The following is a 26,194-nucleotide window of genomic DNA, read 5'->3' on the forward strand; positions in this document are numbered from 1 at the left end:
AGGTCCGGGCGCGCCGACGCTTACTGTACGGCGCGCAGTGCCGCAATGCGCTCCTCCAGCGGCGGGTGCGTCATGAACAGGCGCTTCAGACCGGCAGCACCGCCGCCGGCGATACCGAAGGCCGCCATCTTGTCGGGCAAGGGATGCGGATGCAGACTCCTCAGGCGCTCGAGCGCGGCGATCATCGCGCCCTTGCCGGCGAGCGAGGCACCGCCGCGGTCGGCGCGGAATTCACGCTGACGCGAGAACCACATGACGATGATCGACGCGAGGATGCCGAGCACGAGTTCGGCCACGATCATCGTGACGAAAAACGCCGGCCCGTGCCCCTCCTCGTTCTTGAACACGACGCGATCGACGGTATGGCCGATGATGCGCGACAGAAACATCACGAAGGTATTGACGACGCCCTGAATGAGCGCGAGCGTGACCATGTCGCCATTGGCGACGTGCGCGACTTCGTGGCCGATCACGGCCTCGGCCTCGGCGCGCGTCATCGTGCTGAGCAGACCCGCCGACACCGCGACGAGCGCGTTGTTCTTGTTCATGCCGGTGGCGAAGGCGTTGACTTCTGGCGACGGGAAGATGCCGACTTCGGGCATGCCGATGCCGGCGTCGTCGGCGTATTTCCTCACCGTCTCGACGAGCCAGAACTCGGTCGAGTTCGCCGGTGTCTCGATGACCTGGACGCCCATCGATTTCTTCGCCATCCACTTCGAGATCGCGAGCGAAATCAGCGAACCGCCGAAGCCCATGACCGCGGCGAAAATCAGCAGCGACGTGAGGTTGAGGCCGTTGGCCGTGAGGTAGGGCTCGACGCCGAGCAGACGCATGGTGAGCGAGAGCACCAGCACGATCGCAAGGTTGGTTGCGAGGAACAGCACGATGCGTTTCATGTTTTTCTCCTTTGAAGCCTGGGTGCGGGCCGGCCGCCGGGGCCATCTCCGCTTGCGTGACAGGATATAGAGGGCGACGACACAATAAAATTCGATTTTTATACGCTTATTATTCGGTTGTCTCGAACTGAAAAAGCCAACCCATGCTCAACTACAAGCATCTCCATTACTTCAGGACCGTGGCCAAGGCCGGGGCGATCAACCGCGCGGCCGAAAAGCTGCACCTGACGCCGCAGACGCTGTCCGGCCAGCTCAGCGCCTTCGAGCAACGCCTCGGCGTCGCGCTGTTCCGCCGCAGCGGGCGGCGACTCGAGTTGACCGACGCGGGCCACACTGCCCTGACCTACGCCGACGAGATCTTCCAGGTCGGCGCCGAACTCGAAGATGCCCTGCAGAACCGCGCGGCGGCGCCGGTGCGCCCCTTCCGTGTCGGAATCGCCGACGTCGTCCCGAAAGCGATCGCCTATCAACTGCTCGCGCCCGCGCTGACGCTCGCCGAGCCGGTACGCCTCGTATGCAAGGAGGACCGGCTCGAGGCGCTCGCCGCGGCGCTGTCGATCCACCGCCTCGACATGGTGCTCGCGGACCGCCCGCTGCCGTCGACGATGGACGTCAAGGGCTACAGCCACCCGCTCGGCGAGTGCGGCATCGCGTTTCTCGCCGCCCCCGCGGTCGCCGCAAGCGCGGGCAGCGACTTCCCCGCCAACCTGCACGGCGCACCGCTTCTCGTCCCGGGCGAAGACAGCGCCTTGCACGGGCCCTTGCTGCGCTGGCTCGAACGGCGCGGCCTGCAACCCGTCGTTGTCGGCGAGTTCGACGACAGCGCCCTCATGAGCGCATTCGGTCAGGCCGGCGCCGGCGTGTTCCCGGTGCCGCTCAGCACCGCCGGGGAGGTGATGCGCCAGTACGCCGTGGTCGACCTGGGGCGGACGCTGGAGATTCGCGAGCGCTTCTTCGCGATTTCGGTCGAGCGCCGACTGAGCCACCCGGCCGTCGTCGCCGTCAGCGAAGCGGCACACCAGCGCTTTCAGCATGCCAACGACGATTAGGACGGCGCCGCCAGTGCGCCGAGCTCGGCCGGCGTGACGATCGCGAACCACGGCGCGCAGCCCCGCCGTAGCCGCAGCACGGCGCGGTCCTTGCTGACGAGGGCCGCCGCGCGCGCGGCCGCGGCGAGCGCGAGAAACTTCTGGTCGTCGGGGTCGCGACAGCGCGGCAAGGCCGTGGTGCAGACGGCATCGGTCATTTCCGCGAGCGCCCGGTAATCGGCGGCGAGTGCCGCCTGGCGTGCAGGGTCCAGCGCGAATTCGGGATAGCACAACACGCGCAGCCACTCGTCGAAGGTCGCGTCCGAGACCACGCAACGCAAGTGCCCGGCCTTGAGGGCCTCGCGCAGGCCGCGTACGGCAGGGTCGTCGAAAAGCAGCAGGTCGAGGACGACGTTGGTGTCGAGCACCAGGCTAGGCGAGTTCGATATGCTCACTCAGGAACTCGCGCACCCAGGGCTCGGTCTTGGCGCTCGAAAAGCGTCCGACGATCTCGCCACGCACGAACAAGAGGACGGTCGGAAAACCGCGCAGGCCGTAGCGGCCGGCAAGCTTCATGTTGTCGCCGTCATCGACCTCGATCTTGGCCAGCTGCAGCTTGCCGGCCTGCTGCGCGATCACGCGTTCGAGCACGGGCGTCAGCGCGCGGCACGGCGGGCACCAGTCGGCCCAGAAATCGACCAGGATAGGCTGGTGCTGCGAAGCGTCGATCACGTCGCGGTCGAAGCGCGCGAGATCGGTGTCGAAAATCGGTGGCCGGGCGGAGCCCGCGTCGAGGTCGGTCATGGCGGTGCGGAGTCGGAAGAATGCGCTATTTTGCCTCAACCGGCGAGATCCCCACCCGTGAGGATGCCGATGCGAAAAATGCTTAACCCGGCGAAAAAGGGCTGCTAGGGTTATGCCATGGAAGAACGTTTCTATCGCGAAACCGAAATCGCCCGGCTGCCGGGCTATCTCCCTGCCGCGACCTACAACCTCGCGCATACCCTGCTCGCCCGCGCGGGCACCTGCCTGTTCGTGCCGATCCGCAACCTGCAGTACATGGCCGTACTCGACGCCGAGGAGTTCATTTTCGTGGACAGCCAGAACCGCGCCTGGGTCGAGCTTGCGTGGCAGGGGTTTCGCCCGCAGGCGCGGACCGCGCTCGACGAACGCGTGCCGTTCGAGGTCGTGCACTACCAGCCGCAGGCGCGCGAAACCATGAAGCGCCTGCCCGCCGAATTCCAGCAGGCGCTGCACCTGCTGGCCGAGCGCCAGAAACCCGGCGCGCCGGCGAGCCTGCTCGATATTCGCGACCGCCGCGAGGCCTCGAAGCGCTGAGCGCTTCGCGCTAGATCCGTGCGGTCGCTCGCGCCGGCGCGATCAGCGTCCCGAGCAGGTCGAGGATACGCCGCCCCCGCCGCGACTTTTTCCGCCCGAGCACGAGGAGGTCGTACGCACCGTCGGGGCAGAACGCCGGCTCGGTCGTGACCACGAGCCCGGCCTCGCGGGCTGCGAGGTGATCGGTGAAGCGCTGTCGACGCGGGCCATGCACGGCGTGACACCTTGCTTCGCCCGCGCCGCACTGCGCCGCGAGAAACTGCAGGCGCCGCAGCGCCGCCTGCTCGAGTGCGCTTGCCGTCGCCGCCGGGCTGCCCCCCGCGTAGCCGCCGTCGAGAACGGCGTCGGGTGCGATGAGATGGAGGAAATCGAGTTCGGCGCCGTTGAGATTGGCGAACGCCGCCGCCTTGCGCGCGACGAGGGCGTCATCCGCGTCGAAACCGATCAGGGCGAGTACACGCCGATACGGGCGGGCTTCAGGCATGCGACACCGGCATGACGAGGTCGGGCGTGACGGCCTGCTCGGCAGGTCGTCCCTGGCATTCACGGAAGATGCGCGCGCGGCAGATGCTGCAGACAGCGGGATCGAGCCGTTTGTAGAGCGCGGCGATCGCCTCGGTCTTCGAGTCGAACAGATTGGCCCCGCCGATCGTCTTGAGCGCGCCGTTCTCGGCCAGCTGTTCCTGCACCGTGTCCTTGACGCGGATGAAATAGAGCCCGCCGCCCTGGCTGCGACGCCGTTCCGCTTCCTCGGCGAGGTAGTGTGCGCCGGCCAGATCGATGAAGTTGATGCCCTGCGCGACGATCGCGACGTGCTTCTGGTCGGGCGCGGTCTGGTCCTGGGCTGCGAGCGTTTCGCGAATGTGCGAGGTGGCGCCGAAGAACAGCGAACCGTCGATCCGCACGAAGCGCAGCTGCGGACACTGCGGCGCGTTCTCGGCGTCGGTGAAGTGACGCTTCTTGTGGTGAGGGTTCGGCGCACGTACGCGCAACTGCGGCTTGGACGTGCGCGAGAGATAGATCGCGAGCGACAGCAGCACGCCGATGATGATCGCCTCCTCGAGCGTCAGGAACAGCGTCGCGGCGAAGGTCGCCGCCATGATCGCGGTTTCCTGGCGGCTGGTCTTGAAGGTGTGGGCGATTTCGTCGAAATCGATCAGTCCCCAGGCGACCAGGAAGAGGATGCCGGCCATGGCCGCATTGGGCAGGTACTGCGCCCAGGGCGCGACGAAGAGCACGAGAATAAGCAGGAAGACGCCGGCGAGAATTGCCGCGAGCGGCGTCTTCGCCCCGGCGGCGAAATTGACGCCGCTGCGGTTGAAGGAGCCAGTCGCGACGTAGCCGGAGAAAAAGGCCCCGGCCAGATTCGACATCCCCTGGCCGACGAATTCCTGGTTGCCGTCGACGTGCTGACCCGAACGGGCGGCCAGCGCCCGCGCGATCGACACGGCCTCCGTCAGCGCCAGCAGGGTGACGGCGATCACGCCCGAGGCGACCGCACGCACGCTTTCGGCGTCGAAAGCCGGCGCCGACAGCGGCGGCAGGCTCGCCGGCAGCGCGCCGACGGTCGGCAGTTCGACCCCGAGCACGCGCGCGATGGCGTTGCCGAACACGGCGCCGCCGAGCATCGCGACGATCATGTAGGGAAGCCTGGGCAACCAGCGCTTGACGGCGATGCCGAGCAGTAGCGTGACGAGGCCGGTCGCCGCGATCGCCACCTGAATTTCGTCCACGTGGGTGAACGCGTGGGACCAGGTATCGGAAAACGAGGCGCCGCGGGGAATCGCCTGACCGGTGAAATGTTTAACCTGGTTGGTCGCGATCAGGATCGCCGCCCCGGCGGTGAAACCGGTCACCACCGAATGCGAGATGAAGTTCACGAGCGTGCCGAGCTTGGCCAGCCCCATCACGATCTGGATCACCCCGACCATGAAGGTCAGCGTCAGCGCGAGACTCACGTACTGGGCGGTGCCGGGCTCGGCGTGTGGCGAGAGCACCGAGAACAGCACGATCGAGGCGGCCGTCGTCGGACCCGAGACCAGATGCCAGCTCGAGCCGAAGAGCGCGGCGATGATCGCGGGGATCATGCCGGCGTAGAGACCATACTCCGGCGGCATGCCGGCGATCGTCGCGAAGGCGACCCCCTGCGGCAACGCGACGAGCGCGCCGGTCAGGCCGGCCATCAGGTCGGCCCGCGTCGTCTCGCGGTTGACGCGCGGCCACCAGAGACGGAAGGACGTGAACGGCTTGAGCCAGGACGGGAAGCTACGAGCAGCGGGAAGAGACATCGCGGGCCACGAAAATTCTGAGAACCCGCGACTTATAGCGCGCGCCGCGTAATTCCCGCGTCAAGCGAACGTCATGAAAGCGTCAAGGCGCGCGAAATCGCAGCACGGCGCGGGTCCCCTGCCCTTCCTCGCTGTCGAGCGCGATCGACCAGCCGTAGCGGTCGCAGATCTTCTTCACGAGCGAAAGGCCGATGCCCGCGCCCTCGCTGTGCGTACCCTTGTACAGGCGCTGGAACACCTTGTCGAGCGCGGCGCGCGGGATGCCGAGTCCGCTGTCGGTGACGGTCAGCGTCGTCGCGTCGAGGCGGATATGGACGCTGCCGCGCTCGGTGTAGGTGAAGGCGTTGCGCAGCAGGTTGGCGACGACGATCGATACCAGGTTGGAATCGGCGACGACCTGTGGGCGGTCGGCCAGTTCGAGCGTGAGTTCGACCGGGCGCGCGCCGAGCAGATGCTGGTGCTTGTCGACCGCGGCCTCGACCAGCGCGGCGAGATCGAGCGGCGCGCGCCGCTCGTCGTCGCGCTCGCGCGCCATCGCCAGCAGCGCGGTCGACAGGTCAGCCATGTCGGCGGCGCCACGCTCGATGCGTTCGAGGCGCTGACGCTCCTTTTCCGGGCGCGACGCGTCGGCGAGCAGGACTTCTGCCGCGCCGCGGATGACCGCGATCGGCGTCCGCAGTTCGTGCGAGACGTCGGCGGTGAAGGCGCGCTCGCGATCGATGAAGTCGGCGAGGCGGTCGAGTGCCTGGTCGAAGGCGTGGGCGAGTTCACCGACTTCGTCGTGCGGGAAATCGGCGCTCAGGGGTACCGGATGGGCATCGGGGCGCACTTCGCGGATGCGCCGGGCAAGCTCCTTGACCGGTTCGATCACGCGCTCGGCGAGCCATAGCGCCAGGCCGCCCGAGAGCAGCGTCATCAACACGACGAAGAGCGCGAGATAGAGGATGAGGTCGGCCTGCTTCTGACGAAACAGCGTCTCGTTGTAGAGCAGGAAGTAGCGCCCGGCCCCGCGGTCGGTGATCGCGACGCGGTAGAACACCTCGCCGAGGCGGATCTCGTAGCGTCCCGGCGGCCACCCGGCGATGGCGCGCGGCGGCGCCGGCTGGCCGGGCCGCGCCGGCAGGACGTAGCCGCGCAGCGTGGCGGTGAGCGGCGGCGGCGAGTTCGGATTGCGGTTGCGGCGCGACAGGTAGTCCTCGATCTCGGCGTTCATCGTCTCGTCGATGAGGCGCTCGCCGGCGTCGCGCACCGCGACATAAAGCCCGACCGCGGCGACCAGGCTGATGACGCCGCCGATCGTCGCGAACGCGGTCGCGACGCGGAAACGCAGGCTGCGGCTAAAGCGCATCGGCGGGTGCGATGCGGTAACCGATGCCGCGCAGATTGTGGACCAGGGGTCGCTCGCCGGCACCGTCGACCGCGGCGCGCAGCGTGTGCATGTGCGAACGCAAGGCGTCCGAGTCGGGCGGCGCATCGCCCCAGACGGCGCGCTCGAGTTCTTCTCGCCTCATGACCTTGGGCGAGGCCCGCATGAGGATTTCCAGCAGCTTGAGCGGGATCGGCGAGAGGTTGAGCGTCCGCGTGCCGCGCCGCGCCTTGAACAGGGCCGGGTCGAATTCCAGATCCTCGACCTGCAGCACCCCGGCGCTAACGTCCCGCTTGGCCCGCCGCACCAGCGCCTTCAGGCGCGCTTCGAGTTCGCGCAACGCGAACGGCTTCAGCACGTAGTCGTCGGCCCCGCACTCGAGCCCGACGACGCGGTCGTCGAGTGCGTCGCGCGCGGTCAGCATGAGGATGGGCGTGTTGCGCTTGGCCTCGTCGCGGAATTTCTTGCACACCGTCAGGCCGTCGATCCCGGGCAGCACGATGTCGAGAACGATCGCGTCGTAGTTCTTCGTGACCGCGAGGTGCAGTCCGGTCAAGCCGTCGCCGGCCGCGTCGGCGACATGGCCCTTCGCTTCGAGAAAGTCGCAGACGTTGGCCGCAAGGTCGGGGTTGTCTTCGATGACCAGGATATGCAGGGGGGTGCCGGTGTCCATTCTCGCGTCCGCGCCACGTCAGGAAAGAGTCAGTTTAGATCGCCTAATGTTAATATTCCGTCAAATTTCGAGCCCGGCCGCCCGGGTTATCGGCCTTTTCAGCCGTTTTTTCTTCATCGATTCTTCACCGGGAGTTGCAGCATGGCAGTCAGTCAGGCCACTTTGGGTAAGGCGCTGGTGTGGGGCGCCATCACCGCCGCCTTGTACTTATTCCTGTTTCAGTATTCGGAAGTGTTCGAACGCCTGGCTCACACCACGCTCGACGCATGCACAGTCCCCGAGGGGGGCGGCACGACCTACTACAACAAGGCAACGGCGGACGCCTGTGCGGCGCGCAACGGTACCTTCATCGAGGGCACCTGGTGGTACGTGTTCGCGCCGATTGCGCTCGCGTTCGCCCTGTCCTACACCCACGGTCTTTTCACCGGCCTGTTCTGGGACGTTGTCGGCCTGAAGGCAAAAAAATAAGCACCTACCCTGGAAACACGTCATGGAACTGATCAACTTCATAGAAATCACCCCGCTGACCGCAATCCTGCTGATCCTGGTCGGCTTCGTCGGCGGCATGGTGTCGGGCTTCATCGGCTCGGGCGGCGCCTTCGTGCTCACCCCGGCGATGATGACGCTCGGCGCACCCGGCATCGTCGCCGTCGCATCGAACATCTGTCACAAGTTTCCGAAAGCGCTCGTCGGCGCGGTCAAGCGCAACAAGTACGGCCAGGTCGACATCAAACTCGGCCTAATCCTGGGTCTCTTCGCCGAAGCCGGCGTGCTGTTCGGCAAAGGCGTGATGACCGACATCAAGAACACCTTCGGCGCCGTCGGCACCGACCTCTATGTGTCGGGGATGTTCGTCGTCACGCTGGCGATCGTCGGCGGCTTCGTGTTCAAGGACTACCGCAAACTCAAGGCCCTCGACGACGCGGGGCAAGGCGAGGAAGCGGCGCCGCTCACCCGTCTGGCGCGCTGGGTGCAGTCGGTGCGGATTCCCGGCACGATGATCTATTCCCGCGGCGCGCAAGCCGAGATTTCGATCCTGTTCCTGATTCCGATCGGTTTCGCGACTGGCTTCCTCGCCTCGGCGATCGCGGTCGGCGGCTTCATCGGCGTGCCCGCGATGATCTACATCCTCGGCGTTCCGGCGATCATGGCCTCGGCGACCGAACTCGTGATCGCCTTCATCATGGGCCTCGGTGGCACGATCTTCTACGGCCTCGAAGGCGTCGTCGACATCCGCCTTGCAATGCTGATCCTGCTCGGCTCGCTGTTCGGTGTCCAGCTAGGCGCGATCGGCACCACCTATGTGAAGGACTACCAGGTCAAGTTCACGATGGCGGTCATCATGCTGACCGTGCTGTTCTCGCGCTTCTTCTACATCCCCGGTTACCTCAGCGACCTCGGCATGATCGAACCGCTGCCCGCAGCGATAACCAAGGCACTCAAGATCGCGGGCGACGGCATCCTCGCCGTGGCGCTGCTCGTCGGCGCCTATACGGTTCTGTCCGCGCTGTTTAAGGGCATGAAGGCGCACAAGGCGCAGCAGGCCGTGCTGGCCCGCGCCGAAGCTGCTGACTGAGCAAGGGGAGAACCATCGTGACCAATACCAATACGCTGACCCAAACCGGCACCCTGCGCCGCATCGTCGTCGCCACCGACGGAACCGAAGCGTCGGCGGGCGCCGTGCGCACCGGCGTCGCCCTGGCGCGCGCCCGGGGCGCCCGCCTGGTCGGTCTGTCGATCGCGCTCGACAACCCGGAATACAGCACGCTCGTGCCAAATCTGCAGGAAGCGGCCGAACGCAACGCGCGCGAAGCGCTCAAGTCCTTCGTCGACGAGGCCGGTCCCGGCGCCGAAGCGGTCACGCGCGATGCGACCGACCCGGCGCAAGGCATCGCCGCCGCCGCCGACGAACTGAACGCCGATCTGATCGTCATGGGGCGTCAACACAAGAGCGCGCTCGGCCGCCTGCTGGTCGGGCACACGACGGCCGGCGTGATCGGCGCAGGCGCGACGCCGGTGCTCGTCGTGCCGCGCGCCGCGCGGCTGTGGGAGAAACGCGTGCTGCTCGCGACCGACGGCTCGTCGTACAGCCAGGCTGCCGCCGAGGCAGCGGGACACCTCGCCGCCCAGACCGGCCTTCCGGTCAGCGTCGTCTCAGTCGTCACGACCAGCCATAACGACGCCCGCCGCACGGAGGCCGAGCGCGCCGTCGCCGCTGCGCTCGAGCATCTGCGCGGCCTCGGCCTCACGGCCGAAGGCGAGGTTGCCGAGGGCCGCCCCGACGAGGCGATCGTGCGCGCCGCCGAATCCGCAGGCGCCGACCTCATCGTGCTCGGCAGTCGCGGCCGCACGGGCCTGACCAAAGTGCTGATGGGAAGCGTCGCCGAGCGCGTGATCGGGCACGCGGCCTGTCCGGTTCTCGTCGTCAAACCCTGAGTCGGATTCGCGAAAAGAAGGGCCGTGCGGGATAATCCCGGACGGCCCTTTCGCATTTCTGGAGATCCCATGATCCGCAAGAATCCTTCCGGACACCTGCCGGTCGTTCACGAGACCGCCTTCGTCGACCCGACCGCGATCCTCTGCGGCAAGATCGTCGTCGAGGAAAACGTCTTCATCGGCCCTTATGCCGTCATCCGCGCCGACGAGGTCGACGCCGACGGCGACATGGAAGCGATCGTGATTGGCGCCCACTCCAACATCCAGGACGGCGTCGTCATCCACTGCAAGGCCGGCGGCGGGGTGACAATCGGGCGCAATTCGTCGATCGCGCATCGCTCGATCGTGCATGGCCCGTGCACCGTCGCCGACAACGTCTTCGTCGGCTTCAACTCGGTGCTGTTCAACTGCAGCGTCGGCGAGGGCTCGGTCATCCGCCACAATTCGGTCGTCGAGGGCTGCACCGTGCCGCCGGGCTTCTACATCCCGTCGACGGCGAACATCCACTCCGACAAGGACCTCGCGAGTATCGAGCGCGTGTCGCCGCAGGCCGCGGATTTTTCGGAAAGCGTCGCGCAGGCCAATCACGAGCTCGTCAAGGGCTACAAGCGCATCAGAAACGAATTCTGAGGCGCTGAATGATCGCCGTACTGGAATCCTGGCGGGCCGGGCTGTTCCACCGGCGCCATTTCACCCGCAATCTCGGCGCCGGCCTCGTGGTCGGCGTCGTCGCGCTGCCGCTCGCGATGGCGTTCGCAATCGCGAGCGGCGCGCGCCCCGAACAGGGCATCTACACCGGCATCGTGGCGGGCCTGCTGGCGGCGCTCTTCGGCAGCTCGCACGTCTCGATCAGCGGGCCGACCGGCGCCTTCATCGTAATCCTCGCCGGCATCACCGCGGAGTACGGCTTCGAGGGACTGCAACTCGCCACGCTCATGGCGGGCCTGATCCTGCTGGCCATGGGACTCGTGAAACTCGGCGGCATCATCCGCTTCATCCCGACGCCGGTTATTACCGGTTTCACGGCCGGCATCGCGGTCATCATCTGGGTCGGGCAATGGAAGGATTTCTTCGGCCTGCAGCCCGCGGCGAGCGGCGCACATTTCCATGAAAAGCTCGGCGCGCTGCTCGCGGCGCTGCCGGAGCTGCATCTGCCGACGACGCTGCTAGCGGTCGGCGCGCTCGCCATCGTCGTTCTGCTGCCGCGCTTCCTGCGGCGCATCCCGAGCCCGCTCGTCGCGATGCTCGCGGTCACCGCCGCGCAGGCCTACTGGCAGTTCGACGGCGTCGCGACCATCGGCAGCGCGTTCGGCGGGATCCCGTCCGGGCTGCCCGCGATTCATCTGCCCCAGGCAAGTTTCGCGCGCGTGCTCGAACTGATCGGGCCGGCGTTCACGATCGCGATGCTCGGGGCGATCGAGTCGCTGCTCTGCGCGGTCGTCGCCGACGGCATGACCGGCTCGCGCCACAATCCGAACCAGGAACTCGTCGGCCAGGGCATCGCCAACATCGCGGCGCCGATCTTCGGCGGTTTCGCCGCCACCGGGGCGATCGCGCGCACGGCGACGAACATCCGCAACGGCGGCGACAGCCCGCTCGCGGGCATCGTCCATGCGCTATTCCTGCTCGCCGTGATCGTCTCGCTCGCGCCGCTCGCGGCGCACATTCCGCTCGCCGCACTCGCCGCCATCCTCTTCGTCGTCGCCTGGAACATGAGCGAGGCGCGCCACTTCAGCGACCTCCTGCGTCACGCACCGATCAACGACAAGGCGCTACTGCTCATCACCTTCCTGCTGACGGTGTTCGCCGACCTCGTGATCGCGGTCAACGTCGGCGTATTGCTCGCCGCGCTGCTGTTCATGAAGCGCATGAGCGAAACCGTGCGCATCGAGGGCGAGACGCCGGACAGCCTGGCCGCACTGTGCCCGGTCGCGGTGCCTTCCGGGGTGCAGATCTACACGATCGACGGGCCGCTTTTCTTCGGCGCCGCGGCGACCTTCGAGCGCACGCTCGCGGGGCTGCACGACCAGGCCGAGGCCGTGATCTTCCGGCTCGGCCGTGTGCCGTTCGCCGACGCGACCGCGATGCACGCGCTCGACGACGTGGTGCGCCATTTCCGGCAGCGCCATATCGAGGTACGCGTGTGCGAAGCCAATCCGCGGGTCGCTCACAAGCTGCGCGAGTTCGGGTTGCTGGCGAGGATCGGTCAGCAGGACGCGTCGATCAGCGTGCTCGACGCACTCGCCGAGTTGGCACCGCAGCCCGGCACGCAGGTACAGGCGGAGGCCAGCTAGGCAGCAGCGCAGCCCGCCATCTGCCGGGTCGGCGGTTTTACTGGCTCGCCTTGGGCTTCCGGCCCGGGCTCGCCTGCGGGATGAAACCCGACACGCGACACAGCATGCCCTCGAGTTTCTCGCCCTTGACGAAGCGGGTCGAGTGACAAACGATGACGTCGCCGCGTTTTGCCATTTCCGATAGATGGAGACGCACGTCCTCGAGCGGGATCCGGGTCGCCGCAGCGATCTCGGTGTCGAGTTGCTCGCCGCGTGTTTTCAGGTAAGCGTGAATTTGCTGCATGGCTGCGACTCCTTGGTTTACCGCAATGAAAGCCCGGCTGCGCGAAACGCGACCTTGGCGCGCCGCCCCAGGTTCTTCAAAACATCCGAGCAAGGCGCATGGCTCGGATCGCTGACCTTCGACCGTACCGCGCGGCGCTCGCGCAAGCCAGGGCCACGGCGTTACGGCGCCGTGGGCCGCGCTCCGGATTTCGTAGGGAACGAGACGATTTCGCGATCACGTGGCCCCGATGCCTCGAAGATGCTGCGGGCGCAGAAGGTGCGGCTTGCCGGGCAAGCCCGCCATCATACATGGTATCGGGGTGCAAATCCAGTTATCATCCGGTGCTAATCACATGCACATAGCGCCCATGGAAAACCGCACCGCCCGACTGACGCTCCTGATCGATCCGCGCAAGAAGCAACTCTTCGAGGAAATCTGTACGCAGCAGGATCTGACCTCATCGCAAGTCGTGCGTCGCCTGATCCATCATTACATCCTCGACCATGCCGGAAGCCGCGAACTGCCGGAATGGCTCGCCTCGCAGGGGGCCAAGCCGGGATCTGCGCAGCCGTGAGGTCGGCGGGACCTGTGCGATGAGCGCGAAGCAACCGTTTTTTCGCTGGGAGGGCGACACGCTCGTCGTCAACATCCTCGGCAAGCCGAGCGCCAAGGTCGACGCCATCGGCAAACCCAAGGGGCATCAGCTCAAGGTCAGCGTGACGGCGGCGCCCCGCGCGGGCCGGGCGACCGATCACATGGTGCGCTTCCTTGCTGACGAGTTCGGCGTCGCGACGAGCGCGATCGAAGTCGTCTTCGGACGGATGAACGTCAACAAGCAGCTTCGCATCAAGGCGCCGACGCGGCTGCCCGCGGTCTTCAAGGCCCCGTCGGAGCCGCAGCCCGACCTGTTCTGACCCGCTGCCGACCCGCTGGAGCGGTCGGACGCAGGTCCGGCGACACGCCGTCAGCGCGTGAGCCCGGCGTACAGCATCGGCAGCTTCTCCGGCAGGCGTTGCACGTGGTCGACGACCATGTAGTTCTTCTGCCCGAAGATGCGGCTCACGTAGTTGTCGGCGCGCGGGTCGAGGCTCATGCAATAGGTCGTCACGCCGTTGCGTGCGACCTCCTCGACGGCCTTCTTCGTGTCGTAGCGCAGGTATTGCGGGTCGCGCACGTCGATGTCGGCGGGCTCGCCGTCGGTGATGACGATCAGCAGCTTCTTCGCCGAGCGCTGCAATTTCAAATGGTGGCCGGCGTGGCGAATCGCCGCCCCCATGCGGGTCGAGAGCTGGCCAGTCATGCCGGCGAGCTTCGCCTTCGGCACCTCGTTCCAGTGCTGGTCGAAGTCCTTGAAGCGGTAGTACTCGACGTCGTGGCGGCCGTCCGAACAGAAGCCGTGGATCGCGAACGGGTCGCCGACCTTGTTGATTGCGTCCGCCAACAGCACGCAGGCCTGGCGCGTCAGATCGAGGACCGAGTATTCCTGGTCCTGCACGGTCTCGTTGGTCGATTCGGAAAGATCGAGCAGCACCAGGATCGAGAAGTCGCGCGTCTTCCTGACCGAACGCATCATGATGCGCGGGTCGGGTTGGTTGCCGAGCCGGATGTCGGTGAAGCTCTGGATCGCGGCGTTGATGTCGATCTCGTCGCCGTCCTCGAGCTTGCGGATGCGCTGCACGCCCTGCGGCTGCATCGCATCGAGCAGGAACTTCATGCGATGGATTTCGCGCTTGTACTGCGCGGTGATCGCGTCGATGACCTCGAGCTCGCCGAGCTTCGCGCGTTTTTCGAGCACGGTCGCCCAGGCAGGCCGTTCGAGCTGGATCTGATAATCCCACTCCGAATAATGGAAGGGTTCGGACACCGGCGCCTTGCCTTCCATTTCGTTGTACGACTTGCCGTTGCTCTCGTCGCCGATGTTTTCGTAGGGGAAGAGCTCGGTCGACAGGACCCAGATTTCCTCGGCGTCGTCGCCGGCGGTTTCGACGTCGATCTCGTTGATCATCTCCATCACGCTGACGTTCTTGCGAACCTGCTTGACCGACTCGTAACCGGCGGTCGCGGCCTTGGCGAAATCGAATTCCTCGAATTCCCAGAAATAGCGGTTGTCGTCGCGATACGGTGCGGAGAGCACGTCCGTGCGCGGATTGAACGGGATCTTTTTGTCGGCGATGCTGTGCGCGAGTTGCACGCCGATCTCCCACGAGGTCTGGTTGTTGCCGAGCCGGTCTGTAGCCGCGGCGAACAGCGTGCGGCCTTCGGCGATCCAGGGATCGTCATCGACGTAGGTTTCGTCGAGCAGCGCGCGCGCCAGGCGGTCGAGATAGTCGCCGACGGTCGCGTTCATCTCCGGCGTCGCGACGTGGAGCTTCGCCCACAGCTGCTTGAGGCCGGGGAAGCGGCGGATCGACAGGGTCTCGACCCGCGCGTCCTCGATCACCGAGATCACGGCCATCTGCAGGGGATTGAGCGCTTCGGCCGAAATCGGCACGCGGGTCTCGACGACGTGGGCGGCGCAATGCGCCGCGGTCGCGCGGTAGAGTTCGAGGCCGGGCACGGGCTCCATGCCTTCGGGCGCGAAGTCGTCGTAGGCGTCGGGCAGGTGCAGCAGGTAATCCTCGATGTAGGGCTTGTAGCCCTCGCGCGACTCGAAGTCGCCCGAGGTCGGACGCATGAAGAAGTCGCGCGCCCACAACGCCCGGAGATACATGTTGATGCGGCGCTGCACGTCGACGAGCAGGGTGCCTTTGCGCTCCTTCTGCAGCATCGCCATCGATTCCTTGGTCTCGAGGCTGAAATACTTGATCTGCTCTTCGTAATTCGTGCGGTGCGCATGCGCGCCCCACAGCGCCCAGCGCCGGAGGCCGCCGAGTGTCAGGTGCTGGAACAGCACCTCGAGCTTGTCGAGCATGGGGCGCACGCCACGCGGCGCCTGCGCGATCAGGGTATTGATGAACTGCAGGTAGTTGAGGAAGAGCTGGCCGTCGCCGAGGCGGTTCGCCGCGGTCGCCGCCGTGCCGAGCAAAAGCTCGATCACCGTACCCGAGGTCTTCGACGCGAGCATCAGCGACGCGGTCGCGAGTTCGCTGACGACGTCCTCGCCGACCTCCTTGGCCACGCGCGGCGTCTCCTCGATCCAGGTTTCCACGAGCGAGTCGCCGCGACCGAGACCGCGGATCGCTGAGATCCCTTTCAGGTAGTTGTCGAGGCCGCGCGGCGAGAACACCTTGGTCGCTTCGTGCCAATTGGCGTCGAGCGCAGCCCGGCTGTGCTCGGACAGGTCTTCCAGCAGGTCGGCGTAGTCTTCGAGTTTGATGCTCATATCAGGGCTCAGGGGTCAGGATTCAGGGGCCAGGGCAGTGTGGTGCGGCCTGGGGCCGCGCCAGAATTCGGGATCGCGGGCCTTGCCCGCACCTTCCCTGATCCCTGAATCCCGAACCCTGGCTCCTTGAAACATCAGAAGAACGTCGTCACCGCCGCGTCGAGCGCGTCACGCATGTCGGGGTCGTCCGTGATCGGGCGGACCAGTGCGACACGGCACGCGGCGAGCGGCGCAACACCCTTGGCGATGAGGCTGCCGGCGTAGACCAGCATGCGCGTCGACAGACCTTCGTCGAGGCCATGGCCCTTGAGGTTGCGGCTGCGCTCGGCGATCGACACGAGCTTGCCCGCGGTGTCCGCATCGACGCCCGATTCGTGCGCGACGATCTCGGTTTCGATCGCGTGCTCGGGATAGGTGAAGTCGAGTCCGCCGAAACGCTGCTTGGTCGACTGCTTGAGGTCCTTCATCAGCGACTGGTAGCCCGGGTTGTAGGAAATCACAATCTGGAAATCCGGGTGGGCGTTGACGAGCTCGCCCTTCTTTTCCAGCGGCAGCACGCGGCGGTTGTCGGTCAGCGGGTGGATCACGACGGTCGTGTCCTGGCGCGCCTCGACGACTTCGTCGAGGTAACAGATCGCACCGTGGCGCGCGGCGATCGCGAGCGGGCCATCCTGCCATTCGGTGCCTTGCGCCGACAGCAGGAAGCGGCCGACGAGGTCGGACGCGGTCATGTCCTCGTTGCACGCGACCGTGATCAGCGGCTTGTTGAGCTTGTACGCCATGTATTCGACGAAGCGCGTCTTGCCGCAGCCGGTGGGCCCCTTCAGCATCATCGGCATGCGCACCGAATAGGCGGCTTCGTACAGCTCGACCTCGTCGCCGACGGCACGGTAGTAGGGTTCCTTGGTGATGCGGTACTGGTCAACGATGTTGCTCATGCTGTGGATTCCTTAATTTATTCATCCGCGAAGAACGCGAAGCGTCGCGAGGGCCGGCGGCCGGTATACCGAGGCGCTACGGCGCGAACCTGCCCCGATCTGCGCGTCCTTCGCGGACAAACAAAAACCTGAAACGAAAAGCCCCCGCGCCTTGCGGCGACGGGGGCTACACGGTCTCCCGTCGCGGCTTAAACAGTCTTGCCGCGGTAGATCACCATGGCCGCGCCCTGCGACTGGGCGAAGTTGTCGTAGCCGACCAGGCGAACGTGGTTGTTCGGGTTGGCCTTGTGACAGGCTTCGGCTTCGCCGAGGATGCGGTCGATGTCGGTCTCGCCGAACATCGGCAGCTTCCACATGTACCAGTACGAGTCCATCAGGTGCTCGGGCTCGGTGTGCTCGATGGCCGGGTTCCAGCCCTTGGAGACCAGGTACTCGACCTGCTTGCGGATGTCCGCCGCGTTCATCGCGGGCAGGTAGGAGAAGGTCTCGAATTTGCGGCTGGCGGGGTCGCTCAGACGGCTTTTGTAATCCATCACTTCAGACATTTCATTTCCTTTCGATAGTTAGGGGTCAGGGGTCGGGATTCAGGATTCAGGGCTGGTGCGGCTGCGCCGCGCTCTTTCCCTGAATCCTGATCCCTCAATCCTGAATCCTGCTTACTTGTGAGCGACGTCCAGCTTGTCGACGGTGTCGAACTCGAACTTGATCTCTTTCCACGTTTCCATGGCGATCTTCAGTTCGGGGCTGTTCTTCGCGGCTTCGGTGAGGACGGTCTTGCCTTCCTTCTCGATGGCGACGCCCTTGTTCCGCGCTTCGACGCAAGCTTCCAGCGCGACGCGGTTGGCCGCGGCGCCAGCCGCGTTGCCCCAGGGGTGACCCAGCGTGCCGCCGCCGAACTGCAGCACGGAGTCGTCACCGAAGATCGTGACCAGCGCGGGCATGTGCCACACGTGGATACCGCCGGAGGCGACCGGGAACACGCCAGGCATCGAGCCCCAGTCCTGGTCGAAGAAAATGCCGCGCGAGCGGTCTTCCTTGACGAAGCTGTCGCGCATCATGTCGATCCAGCCCAGCGTCGCTTCGCGGTCGCCTTCGAGCTTGCCAACGACGGTGCCGGAGTGCAGGTGGTCACCGCCCGACAGACGCAGGATCTTGGTCAGCACGCGGAAGTGGATACCGTGGTGCGGGTTGCGGTCGAGCACGGCGTGCATGGCGCGGTGGATGTGCAGCAGCATGCCGTTGTCGCGACACCAGTTGGCCAGGCCCGTGTTGGCACAGAAGCCGCCGGTGATGTAGTCGTGCATGATGATCGGTGCGCCGATTTCCTTGGCGTACTCGGCACGCTTGTACATCTCTTCGGGTGTCGGGGCGGTCACGTTCAGGTAGTGGCCCTTGCGCTCGCCGGTCTCACGCTCGGACTTCTGGATCGCTTCCATGACGAAGTCGAAACGCTGACGCCACCGCATGAAGGGCTGGCTGTTGACGTTCTCGTCGTCCTTGGTGAAGTCGAGACCGCCGCGCAGGCACTCGTACACGGCGCGGCCGTAGTTCTTGGCCGACAGACCGAGCTTGGGCTTGATGGTGCAACCGAGCAGCGGACGACCGTACTTGTTCATCACGTCGCGCTCGACCTGGATGCCGTGGGGCGGGCCGCCACAGGTCTTGACGTAGGCGATCGGGAAGCGGACGTCTTCCAGACGCAGGGCACGCACGGCCTTGAAGCCGAACACGTTGCCGACCAGCGAGGTGAACACGTTGACGACCGAACCTTCTTCGAACAGGTCGATCGGGTAGGCGATGAAGGCGTAGAAGCAGGTGTCGTCGCCCGGAACGTCTTCGATGGCGTAGGCGCGGCCCTTGTAGTAGTCGAGGTCGGTCAGCAGGTCGGTCCACACGGTGGTCCAGGTGCCGGTCGACGACTCGGCGGCCACGGCGGCGGCTGCTTCTTCACGGTCAACGCCCGCCTGCGGGGTGATCTTGAAGCACGCCAGGATGTCGGTATCCAGCGGCGTGTATTCGGGCATCCAGTAAGTCTGCCGGTATTCCTTCACACCGGCGCTATAGGTTTTGACAGCCATAATTTTCTCCTGCGATAGCGGATTCGGGTTTTCCGTGCAACGCCCCAGCGGCCTGACACGATGTCCGAATGATGCAGGAGAGGAATCATCAATAACAGTCGATTTTTTCTATTTAATCGATAGACTATTATTTATAGTTGACATCAAACAAACATTCTAATCCCATGCATAGCCATACCACATTCCGCCAGTTGGAAATTTTCGAGGCCATCGCGCGCCTCGGCAGTTTCACCCGTGCCTCCGAGGAGCTCTACCTCACGCAGCCCACGGTCTCGATGCAGATGAAGAAGCTCAGCGAGAACGTCGGCGCGCCGCTGATCGAGCACATAGGCAAGCGCATCCACCTCACCGCCGACGGCCAGCAGCTCGCGCAGGCGACGCGCGAGATCTTCGCCATCCTCGACCGCTTCACGATGTCGGTCGCCGAGCGTCGCGGCCTCAAGCAGGGCAAGCTGAGCCTCATGGCGATCACGACCGCTTCGTACTTCGCGCCGCGCCTGCTCGGTGAATTCGCCAAGCTCTACCCCGGCATCGACGTCTCGCTGCGCGTGACCAACAAGGAGCAGGTGCTCGCGAGCATCGCCGACAACCTCGACGACCTGTATTTTCTGGGCCAGCCGCCCGAAGACATCGACGTCATCGCGACGCCGATCATGGACAACCCGATCGTCGTGCTCGCCGCCCCCGACCATCCGCTCGCGCACACGCGCAAGATCCCGCTCGAGCAGTTGGCCAAGGAATCCTGGCTCATGCGCGAGAAAGGCTCGGGCACGCGCAACGCGATCGAGCGGCGCTTTGCCGAAAGCGGCATCGCCGTCCATCCACGCCTCGAACTCGGCAGCAACGAGGCGATCAAGCAGGCGATTCTCGCCGGGCTCGGCATCTCGGCGCTGTCGCGCCATGCGCTCGCGCTCAATCAGCCCGACCAGTTCGCGGTGCTCGACGTCGACGGCTTTCCGATCCTGCGCCACTGGTACGCGGTGTACCCGGCCGGGCGGCAGCTTTCGGTCGCCGCGCGCGCATTTCTCGACTATCTGCTCGGCGACGGGAAAGACGAGAAAAGCCTCGGCGACAAGAGGCGCTCAGCGCAGCGCGGGCGCGCGTAGCCCGCTCGACCCGGGCGTGGTCGCCGCCCGCTGCTAGTGCACGGGCACGGCCGCCGGCGCACGCCCGGCACGGCGCGCACGCTGCGGGGCCGGATCCGCGTCGGCCTGCGCGCGGGCCGGCAACTGCGCGAACAGTTCGAGCACGTGGCGCGTCCAGTGACCGATGTCGTAGCGATCCATCAAGGCATCCATGCGCTGCATCCGCGCGCGCTGCTCGGCGGCGGGCATGTCGAGCGCGCGGTCGATTGCGGCGTCCATCTGCACGAGGCTGTAGGGATTGACGAGGACCGCGTCCTGCAACTCGACCGCGGCCCCGGCGAATTCCGAGAGCACGAGAACGCCGCTCTCGTTGACGTGGGCGGCGATGAATTCCTTGGCGACGAGGTTCAGGCCGTCGCGCAGCGGCGTGATCCAGCAGATGTCGGCCGCACGGTAGTAGCACAGCGTCTCGGCGAACGGCATGGGCGTCGTCGAGAGCAGGATCGGCTGCCAGGCCAGCGTGCCGATGCGCCCGTTGATGCGGCCTGCGAGCTGCTCGATCGACTGCTGGGCGCGCTTGTAGACGCGCATGCCGTCGGCTGCCGCGACCGCCGTCACGAGCAGCTTGATTCGCCCATGCAGCTCGGGGCGCCGCTGCAGCAGGCGTTCGTAGGCGAGCAGCATTTCGCGCGTGCCCTTGGCGTAATCGACGCGCCCGATCGAAACGATGATCTTCTCCTGCGGGATGTCGTGCCGGATCTGCGCGACCTGCGCGAGCCGCTCGGGCTGCTGCACCGTTTCGCGGATCAGCGAGGCGTGGGTGCCGATCGGGAACGCGTCGATCTGGACGCGGCGCTTGCCGCTGTGTAGCACCACCGGTGTCACCGGTTCGGAAAGCGCGGTGCCCGTCGCTCGCAGGTCGGGCGGGACGTCGCGTTCGACGAGCGCGTCGACCGGGCGCAGCGACTGCACCACCGAGACGAAATTGCGCGCGTAGCGCGGAACGTGGAACCCGACGAGATCGCAGTCGAGCAGGCTGTCGACGATCTCGTCGCGCCAGGGCAGGATGTTGAAGACGTCGGCCGCCGGAAACGGCGTGTGATGGAAAAACGCGATGCGCACATCCGGACGCAGCGCCCGCACGAATTTCGGCACCAGCCACAGGTTGTAATCGTGCACCCAGACCACCGCGCCGGGCGCCGCCTCCTCGCAGGCTGCCTCGGCGAACAGGCGGTTGACCTCGCGGAACGCGGCCCAGTCGCAGTTTTCGGTCGAATACAGCGAGGGAAAACTGTTGAGGATGGGCCAGAGCGCCTCTTTCGACGTGACGTGGTAGAACTGGCTGATCTGCTCGGCGCTGAGCGGCAGCCTCACCACCTCATAGCTGCCGTAGCTGTCCTCGACGGTGATTCGGCGCTCGAAGCGTACGGGCTTGCCGGCCGGCGATTTCTTCCACGCGATCCAGCTCGCGCGCTCGGTCTGCCCGATGAAGCCTTTCAGCGCCGGGACGATGCCGTTCGGACTGGCGTTCTCCCGGAAAACCGTCTTGCCGCCTTCGACGTGTTCCTCATAGGGTTGCCTGTGATAGACGATGACCAGGGATGCAGCCATGGGAGTCCTCCGTTCGGTGAAAGCGTTGCAGGGCATCGAGCACGCCGGCCGCGCCCGGATGAGGGCTGCGGTAGACGTTGGTGTGCTGAGCGATGGCCGCGTCGAGCGCGGCCTCGCGGTTGCCGACGGCGACACCGGCAAGCCCGGTGTGGAACATCGACAAGTCGTTCAGGGTGTCACCGGCGACGAGCGTGCGCTCAGCGGGCAGGCCGAGCGCCGCCAGCGTGCGCAGCAGCGTCGGGCCTTTCTGCACGCCGCGCGGCAGCACGTCGAAGTAGAGGTTGTCGGAGATCAGCGCGTCGAAACCGAGCGCCTGGATCTCCGCCCGTGCGGCGAGCGCGTGCGCCGGATCCTTGAAGTAATACGAACAACGGCGGCCGCCCACGACCGGCTGCGCGCTGAGCCCCGGATGCCGCTGCATCACTTGTTGGATACGCGCCGCTGCGTCGGCCGGCCAGCCCGCGTCGAGCCAGCGCTCGAGATGCGGCAGCGGCGCGTAGCCGGGCCCACAGGCGACGCTGGTGCCAACGTCGCCGACCAGATGGTCCGGTTGAACAGGGAGTTCCTGCGCGAGGCCGCGCATGAAGTCGAGGCCGCGCCCGCTGACGAAGATGAGTGTGATTTCGCTGCGATGACGCGCGATCCATTCGTAGAGGGACGCGCGCTCGGCACGGCTGCCGCCGAGGAAGGTACCGTCGAGGTCGGTCGCGAGGATGGTCCGGCGCGGTGCGGCCGGACAGGGGGTGGCGGAAACGCCAGGGTCGGAAATGAAACCTTCGGTCGTATCGGTCATGCGTCTCCTTGTCGGGGCGGCGATGCACTGCACGCTCGTTGTCAGAGTTGCCGATGACTGCGCACGCCGGGCGCGCGCGGCCGGCTGCAAAAAGCCGGCGACATCGTCGAAAGCCGTGGCAGGCACGCGGATGCCTCATGCGGGCATCGGGCCTGACGCGGCGGACGGAAAAACACGGGTGGGAAAAAACCAGCGGCGCGTTGTTGTGTACTGCCAGGTGCGCCTGCCCGCGAAGCGAAAAAAAATCGGTGCAGGCGCATCGAAAACCGCGTCCTGCGCGCCCAAGTCTAAAACAGATCGACGCAGACGCCAAACCGCGCAGCGTCGTCCGGCCTTCTCCGGCGGCCCTTCCAAGCACGCACACCAGCCTCCGGCGTCTTGTCCGCGTGCGTTTATGCGCTAGGCTGAAATCGGCACGGCAAAGGGGAAAACACGATGAAACGGAACATGGGAACGACCGACCGGATCATTCGCCTGATCGTGGTCGCGATCATCGCAATCCTGTATTTCACGGGTGAGATCAGCGGGACGGCAGCGATCATTCTCGGCGTCATCGCGGTGGCTTTCCTCGTGACGAGCCTGATCGGCTGGTGCCCGAGCTACCTGCCCTTCGGCATTTCGACCAGCAAGTCGGACCACGACGCGCTACGCTAGGCGAGCGGAGATGCGAGGCCGACTTGCAGTCCTCCCGCGGCGCGCCACGCCGTTTGCGCACGCTTGAACGACTTCGTCGCGCGATATTTCCTTTTTCTCGCCGAGGCCGCGACGCTCGTGCTCGCGGTGACCGGCGCGATCGCCGCGCTGATCGCAGTAGCGCGGCGCAGAAGCGAAGACTGCGGCCGCCTCCGCGTCAGCGACGTCGGACGCCGGTTCGCGGCGGCCGGCGACGAAATCCGCAGCGCACGACTCGACAAGCGCACCTACCGGCGCCCGCGCCGGACAGGCCGGCACCGCAGGACGCGGCCGGAAACGACGAAGGCGACGCCGTGCAGCTACCTCCTCGACTTCAAGGGCGACATCCGTGCGAGCGCGGTTGCCGCACTGCGCGAGGAGGTCAGCGCCGTTCTTGAAGTCGCCCAGCCCGGCGACGCGGTACTCGTCCGGCTCGAAAGCGGCGGCGGCCTCGTCAACCGTTACGGTCTCGGCGCCGCCCAGTTGCTGAGGATCCGCGACGCACAGCTGCCGCTTACCGTAATGGTCGACAGCGTCGCCGCAAGCGGCGGTTATCTGATGGCCGCCGTCGCCGACACGATCGTCGCCTCGCCTTTTGCGCTCGTCGGCTCGATTGGCGTCGTCGCGCAGACGCCCAATTTCCATCGCTGGCTGCGGGCGCGCGACATCGACTGGGAGCAGTTCACCGCGGGGCAATACAAACGGACCGTGACGCTGTTCGGCGAGAACACCGAAACGGGCCGCGCCAAGCTGCGCGAGGAACTCGACGACATCCACGCGCTGTTCCGTGCGTTCGTGCAAGCGCGCCGCCCGCAGCTCGACGTCGACAAGGTCGCCACCGGCGAGACCTGGCTCGGCAGCCGGGCGCTCGAACTCGGGCTCGTCGACGAAATCGCGACCAGCGACGAGCTCATTCGCGCGGCCTGCCGCCGCGGCAAGGTGCTGCACCTGAGCTTCCAGCGCAAAGCGCGGCTGACCGAGCGCGTCGGGCGCGCGGCCCAGACCATGTGGGACGGAATCTGGCAGCCACCCCAGCCGCTACGCTGAGCGGCAGCAGCCTGCTGCTTGTCTGCATTTGCGGCAACGGTGAAGATGGGCGAAACGCCCAGAGACTCGCCATGAAACGCATTCCTGCACACGGCTCGACGCCCTTTCGCGCATTCGCTTGGCTGTTGCTGCTCGTCGCGTCGATCGCGCTCGTCAGCTACGGGCTGCGGCGCGAGATCGTCGACGTCGTGGTGTGGATGGGGGCCACGATACGCGAAGCGCCGGCCTGGGGCGCTGCCCTGTTCTTTGTCGCGTCGGCGCTGTCGGTATTGCTGCTCTTCATCTCGAGCGTGCTGCTCGTTCCCTCGGCGATCCTCGCCTGGGGAAAATGGCCGACGTTTCTGATACTCGCGGGCGGCTGGATCTGCGGATGGCTCGCGACCTACGCCATCGGTCGATTTTTTCGCGATCGCGCGTTCATCGAACGCAAACTCGACACCGAAGGGATCGGGCGCTCGCTCCTGCTCTCCGGAAAGCTGCCGTTTTCGCTGACGCTGATCGTCATCAGCTCGCTGCCCGCCGAAATCGTCGGCTACGCCCTCGGCGCGCTACGCTACCCGTTCCGCGCCTTCCTGCTGGCCTTGGCGCTCGTCGAAATCCCGTTCGCGTTTCTGATCGTGTTCATCGGCGAGTCGTTCTTTTTCGACAACGCGGGCCTGTTGGCCGGCCTCCTGCTGCTGCTTCTCGGCGTCCTGACTTGGGAAGTCAGGAGCGCGCGCCGCCTGCGGCAAGCGTCGAGAGACGAGACCACCGGCCTTCGCCCGGGCGGATAAGCGGCACACAGGGGAAACACGGCAGACGGCTGCGCCCACCGTTGCGACAGAGGTGAGGGCAGCGCGGGTCGCGCAGCGCCTGCCTGCCGATGGCGCGAAGCCTCCGCAAACTCGCGCCCGGGTTTTACGCCGGGTCGGGAATGAAGCGCAGCGCCAGGCCGTTGTTGCAATAGCGCAGACCGGTCGGTTTCGGCCCGTCCTTTAACACGTGGCCGTGGTGGCCGCCGCAGCGCGCGCAATGGTATTCGGTGCGGGGCACGAACAGCTTGCGGTCGATCTCGGTTTCGACATGGCCCGGCAACACGTCGTAGAAGCTCGGCCAGCCGGTGCCGCTGTCGAACTTGAAACGCGACGGGAAGAGCGGAAGCGCGCACGCCGCGCAGACGAAGAGCCCGCTGCGCTTTTCGCGGTCGAGCGGGCTGCTGAACGGCGCTTCCGTGCCTTCCTCGCGCAGGATGTGGTACGCCGCCGGGGTGAGCCGCTTTTTCCACTCGGCGTCGCTGAGCACCAGTTTCTCGACCCGCGGCGCCGCCGCGGCACGACTGCTCCATGCCAGCACGGCGCCGCCGGCCAGGATCAGGAAATTCCGCCTTTCCATGTTCATCTCCGCTCAGTCGTCCTCGTAAAGCGTCGGGAAGCGCCGCTTGAGCTCGGCGATCTTGGGCAGGTCGTGAATGACGATGTACGGCTGCGTCGGATGCCGGACGAGGTAGTCCTGATGATAGGCCTCGGCGTCGTAGAACGCGCGAAGCGGCACGAGCTCGGTCGCGAGCGGCCGCGAAAACGCGTCCGCCTTCTGCAACTGCGACACGTAGTGTTCGGCCACCCGGCGCTGCTCGGGCGTGGCGTAGAAGATCGCCGAACGGTACTGCCGCCCGATATCCGGGCCTTGCCGGTCGCGCTGGCTCGGGTCGTGCGCGACCGAGAAAAACACCTTCAGGAGCTGGCCGTAGCTGATGCGCGCCGGATCGTATTCGACCCGCACCGCCTCGGCGTGGCCGGTGTCACCGGAAGACACGCGCTCGTAACGCGCCGTGCCGGCTTCGCCGCCGGAATAGCCCGATACCACGCGTTTGACGCCCTTGACGTGCTCGAACACGCCTTCGACGCCCCAGAAACAACCGCCGGCGAGGACAGCCGTCGCCGTACCGCCGGTTTTCGCGAGCGGAATATCGACCGCGGGATCGGGCAAGGACGTGGCCCCCGCCGCGCCCGGCGCTGCCACCAGCGCGAACGCCGCCGCGGCGGCGACACGCCGGACAAGAACTGCGGCAATCGGACGTTTCATCGC

General features: G+C 66.1%; 29 protein-coding genes. 13 read left to right on the plus strand and 16 right to left on the minus strand.

Features of this window, described 5'->3' with window-relative positions; translation table 11 throughout:
• Positions 1 to 20: 20 nt before the first annotated feature.
• Positions 21 to 896: a protease HtpX gene (gene htpX / locus TBD_RS13060; protein ID WP_011313115.1), complete on the minus strand. Its 876-nt coding sequence runs from the start codon at positions 894 to 896 to the stop codon at positions 21 to 23.
• A 143-nt stretch (positions 897 to 1,039) separates the two neighbouring features.
• On the opposite strand from htpX, the gene nhaR reads away from it, so the two are divergent.
• On the plus strand, positions 1,040 to 1,945 hold the full coding sequence (gene nhaR, locus TBD_RS13065) for a transcriptional activator NhaR (RefSeq protein ID WP_011313116.1): 906 nt from the start codon (positions 1,040 to 1,042) through the stop codon (positions 1,943 to 1,945).
• Here nhaR and TBD_RS13070 read toward each other — a convergent pair.
• Positions 1,942 to 2,379 carry a putative toxin-antitoxin system toxin component, PIN family gene (locus TBD_RS13070; protein WP_011313117.1) on the minus strand — a complete coding sequence of 146 codons (438 nt, stop codon included), beginning with the start codon at positions 2,377 to 2,379 and terminating at the stop codon, positions 1,942 to 1,944. The two genes, nhaR and TBD_RS13070, sit on opposite strands and share 4 nt — an antisense overlap.
• Positions 2,357 to 2,728, minus strand: a complete 372-nt coding sequence (locus tag TBD_RS13075) for a thioredoxin family protein (protein WP_049750259.1) — start codon at positions 2,726 to 2,728, stop codon at positions 2,357 to 2,359. The genes TBD_RS13070 and TBD_RS13075 overlap by 23 nt, the downstream gene beginning before the upstream one ends.
• A 117-nt stretch (positions 2,729 to 2,845) precedes the next feature.
• On the opposite strand from TBD_RS13075, the gene TBD_RS13080 reads away from it, so the two are divergent.
• Positions 2,846 to 3,262: a hypothetical protein gene (locus TBD_RS13080; RefSeq protein ID WP_011313119.1), complete on the plus strand. Its 417-nt coding sequence runs from the start codon at positions 2,846 to 2,848 to the stop codon at positions 3,260 to 3,262.
• Positions 3,263 to 3,272: 10 nt separating this feature from the next.
• Here the strand turns inward: TBD_RS13080 and TBD_RS13085 are convergent, their stop codons facing one another.
• The 4 genes from TBD_RS13085 to TBD_RS13100 form a co-directional block, all read right to left on the minus strand.
• Entirely contained in the window at positions 3,273 to 3,746 is a 474-nt protein-coding gene (locus tag TBD_RS13085; protein ID WP_011313120.1) for a universal stress protein, read from the minus strand.
• Positions 3,739 to 5,550 (minus strand): SulP family inorganic anion transporter, encoded by a 1,812-nt coding sequence (locus TBD_RS13090; protein WP_011313121.1) that lies wholly within the window; start codon positions 5,548 to 5,550, stop codon positions 3,739 to 3,741. The genes TBD_RS13085 and TBD_RS13090 overlap by 8 nt, the downstream gene beginning before the upstream one ends.
• 82 nt (positions 5,551 to 5,632) lie before the next feature.
• Complete coding sequence (locus TBD_RS13095; protein ID WP_011313122.1) at positions 5,633 to 6,898, minus strand: sensor histidine kinase; 1,266 nt, start codon at positions 6,896 to 6,898, stop codon at positions 5,633 to 5,635.
• On the minus strand, positions 6,888 to 7,589 hold the full coding sequence (locus TBD_RS13100; RefSeq protein ID WP_011313123.1) for a response regulator transcription factor: 702 nt from the start codon (positions 7,587 to 7,589) through the stop codon (positions 6,888 to 6,890). The genes TBD_RS13095 and TBD_RS13100 overlap by 11 nt, the downstream gene beginning before the upstream one ends.
• A gap of 141 nt (positions 7,590 to 7,730) precedes the next feature.
• Between TBD_RS13100 and TBD_RS13105 the strand changes: the two genes are divergently transcribed.
• The 5 genes from TBD_RS13105 (at position 7,731) to TBD_RS13125 (ending at position 12,319) form a co-directional block, all read left to right on the plus strand.
• Positions 7,731 to 8,057 carry a hypothetical protein gene (locus TBD_RS13105; RefSeq protein WP_011313124.1) on the plus strand — a complete coding sequence of 109 codons (327 nt, stop codon included), beginning with the start codon at positions 7,731 to 7,733 and terminating at the stop codon, positions 8,055 to 8,057.
• Positions 8,058 to 8,079: 22 nt separating this feature from the next.
• Positions 8,080 to 9,165, plus strand: coding sequence for a sulfite exporter TauE/SafE family protein (locus TBD_RS13110; RefSeq protein ID WP_011313125.1), 1,086 nt, complete (start codon positions 8,080 to 8,082; stop codon positions 9,163 to 9,165).
• Between the two features lie 17 nt (positions 9,166 to 9,182).
• A complete protein-coding gene (locus TBD_RS13115) occupies positions 9,183 to 10,025 on the plus strand; it encodes a universal stress protein (protein ID WP_011313126.1) in 843 nt (280 codons plus the stop codon).
• Between the two features lie 69 nt (positions 10,026 to 10,094).
• On the plus strand, positions 10,095 to 10,655 hold the full coding sequence (locus tag TBD_RS13120) for a carbonate dehydratase (protein ID WP_011313127.1): 561 nt from the start codon (positions 10,095 to 10,097) through the stop codon (positions 10,653 to 10,655).
• An 8-nt stretch (positions 10,656 to 10,663) separates the two neighbouring features.
• Entirely contained in the window at positions 10,664 to 12,319 is a 1,656-nt protein-coding gene (locus TBD_RS13125; RefSeq protein ID WP_011313128.1) for a SulP family inorganic anion transporter, read from the plus strand.
• Positions 12,320 to 12,356: 37 nt separating this feature from the next.
• Here TBD_RS13125 and TBD_RS13130 read toward each other — a convergent pair whose 3' ends face one another.
• On the minus strand, positions 12,357 to 12,602 hold the full coding sequence (locus tag TBD_RS13130) for a hypothetical protein (protein ID WP_011313129.1): 246 nt from the start codon (positions 12,600 to 12,602) through the stop codon (positions 12,357 to 12,359).
• A 334-nt stretch (positions 12,603 to 12,936) separates the two neighbouring features.
• On the opposite strand from TBD_RS13130, the gene TBD_RS13135 reads away from it, so the two are divergent.
• Both TBD_RS13135 and TBD_RS13140 read left to right on the plus strand, forming a co-directional pair.
• Positions 12,937 to 13,158 (plus strand): CopG family transcriptional regulator, encoded by a 222-nt coding sequence (locus tag TBD_RS13135; RefSeq protein ID WP_011313131.1) that lies wholly within the window; start codon positions 12,937 to 12,939, stop codon positions 13,156 to 13,158.
• 19 nt (positions 13,159 to 13,177) lie between these two features.
• Positions 13,178 to 13,498 carry a DUF167 domain-containing protein gene (locus TBD_RS13140; protein WP_011313132.1) on the plus strand — a complete coding sequence of 107 codons (321 nt, stop codon included), beginning with the start codon at positions 13,178 to 13,180 and terminating at the stop codon, positions 13,496 to 13,498.
• A gap of 50 nt (positions 13,499 to 13,548) precedes the next feature.
• On the opposite strand, the gene TBD_RS13145 is transcribed toward TBD_RS13140, so the two are convergent.
• The 4 genes from TBD_RS13145 to TBD_RS13160 all read right to left on the minus strand — a co-directional run bounded on the left by TBD_RS13145 (position 13,549) and on the right by TBD_RS13160 (position 18,922).
• Complete coding sequence (locus TBD_RS13145; protein WP_011313133.1) at positions 13,549 to 15,906, minus strand: nitric oxide reductase activation protein NorD; 2,358 nt, start codon at positions 15,904 to 15,906, stop codon at positions 13,549 to 13,551.
• 134 nt (positions 15,907 to 16,040) lie between these two features.
• The gene (locus TBD_RS13150; protein WP_011313134.1) at positions 16,041 to 16,844 is read right to left on the minus strand and encodes a CbbQ/NirQ/NorQ/GpvN family protein; all 804 of its coding nucleotides are present in this window, start codon (positions 16,842 to 16,844) and stop codon (positions 16,041 to 16,043) included.
• Positions 16,845 to 17,032: 188 nt separating this feature from the next.
• Positions 17,033 to 17,389 carry a ribulose bisphosphate carboxylase small subunit gene (locus TBD_RS13155; protein ID WP_011313135.1) on the minus strand — a complete coding sequence of 119 codons (357 nt, stop codon included), beginning with the start codon at positions 17,387 to 17,389 and terminating at the stop codon, positions 17,033 to 17,035.
• A gap of 111 nt (positions 17,390 to 17,500) precedes the next feature.
• Positions 17,501 to 18,922, minus strand: coding sequence for a form I ribulose bisphosphate carboxylase large subunit (locus tag TBD_RS13160; protein WP_011313136.1), 1,422 nt, complete (start codon positions 18,920 to 18,922; stop codon positions 17,501 to 17,503).
• A 164-nt stretch (positions 18,923 to 19,086) separates the two neighbouring features.
• Here TBD_RS13160 and TBD_RS13165 point away from each other — a divergent pair, with 164 nt between their 5' ends.
• Positions 19,087 to 20,028: a LysR family transcriptional regulator gene (locus TBD_RS13165; protein ID WP_011313137.1), complete on the plus strand. Its 942-nt coding sequence runs from the start codon at positions 19,087 to 19,089 to the stop codon at positions 20,026 to 20,028.
• Between the two features lie 33 nt (positions 20,029 to 20,061).
• Here the strand turns inward: TBD_RS13165 and ggpS are convergent, their stop codons facing one another.
• Together ggpS and TBD_RS13175 are read right to left on the minus strand one after the other, a co-directional pair.
• Complete coding sequence (ggpS, locus tag TBD_RS13170) at positions 20,062 to 21,618, minus strand: glucosylglycerol-phosphate synthase (protein WP_011313138.1); 1,557 nt, start codon at positions 21,616 to 21,618, stop codon at positions 20,062 to 20,064.
• A complete protein-coding gene (locus TBD_RS13175; RefSeq protein ID WP_011313139.1) occupies positions 21,575 to 22,411 on the minus strand; it encodes an HAD family hydrolase in 837 nt (278 codons plus the stop codon). Before TBD_RS13175 ends, ggpS begins: the two co-directional genes overlap by 44 nt.
• A gap of 435 nt (positions 22,412 to 22,846) precedes the next feature.
• Between TBD_RS13175 and TBD_RS13180 the strand changes: the two genes are divergently transcribed.
• From TBD_RS13180 to TBD_RS14370, 3 genes are all read left to right on the plus strand, one after another.
• Positions 22,847 to 23,065, plus strand: coding sequence for a YgaP family membrane protein (locus TBD_RS13180; RefSeq protein WP_011313140.1), 219 nt, complete (start codon positions 22,847 to 22,849; stop codon positions 23,063 to 23,065).
• A 63-nt stretch (positions 23,066 to 23,128) separates the two neighbouring features.
• Positions 23,129 to 24,130 carry a protease SohB gene (sohB, locus tag TBD_RS13185; RefSeq protein WP_011313141.1) on the plus strand — a complete coding sequence of 334 codons (1,002 nt, stop codon included), beginning with the start codon at positions 23,129 to 23,131 and terminating at the stop codon, positions 24,128 to 24,130.
• 71 nt (positions 24,131 to 24,201) lie between these two features.
• Positions 24,202 to 24,903, plus strand: a complete 702-nt coding sequence (locus tag TBD_RS14370) for a VTT domain-containing protein (protein WP_011313142.1) — start codon at positions 24,202 to 24,204, stop codon at positions 24,901 to 24,903.
• Positions 24,904 to 25,027: 124 nt separating this feature from the next.
• Here TBD_RS14370 and msrB read toward each other — a convergent pair whose 3' ends face one another.
• On the minus strand, positions 25,028 to 25,501 hold the full coding sequence (gene msrB / locus TBD_RS13195) for a peptide-methionine (R)-S-oxide reductase MsrB (protein WP_011313143.1): 474 nt from the start codon (positions 25,499 to 25,501) through the stop codon (positions 25,028 to 25,030).
• A 12-nt stretch (positions 25,502 to 25,513) separates the two neighbouring features.
• Positions 25,514 to 26,191 carry a peptide-methionine (S)-S-oxide reductase MsrA gene (gene msrA, locus TBD_RS13200; protein ID WP_011313144.1) on the minus strand — a complete coding sequence of 226 codons (678 nt, stop codon included), beginning with the start codon at positions 26,189 to 26,191 and terminating at the stop codon, positions 25,514 to 25,516.
• Positions 26,192 to 26,194 lie beyond the last annotated feature (3 nt).

The sequence above is a fragment of the Thiobacillus denitrificans ATCC 25259 genome (genome assembly GCF_000012745.1).
GTDB classification, from domain to species: Bacteria; Pseudomonadota; Gammaproteobacteria; order Burkholderiales; family Thiobacillaceae; genus Thiobacillus; species Thiobacillus denitrificans_B.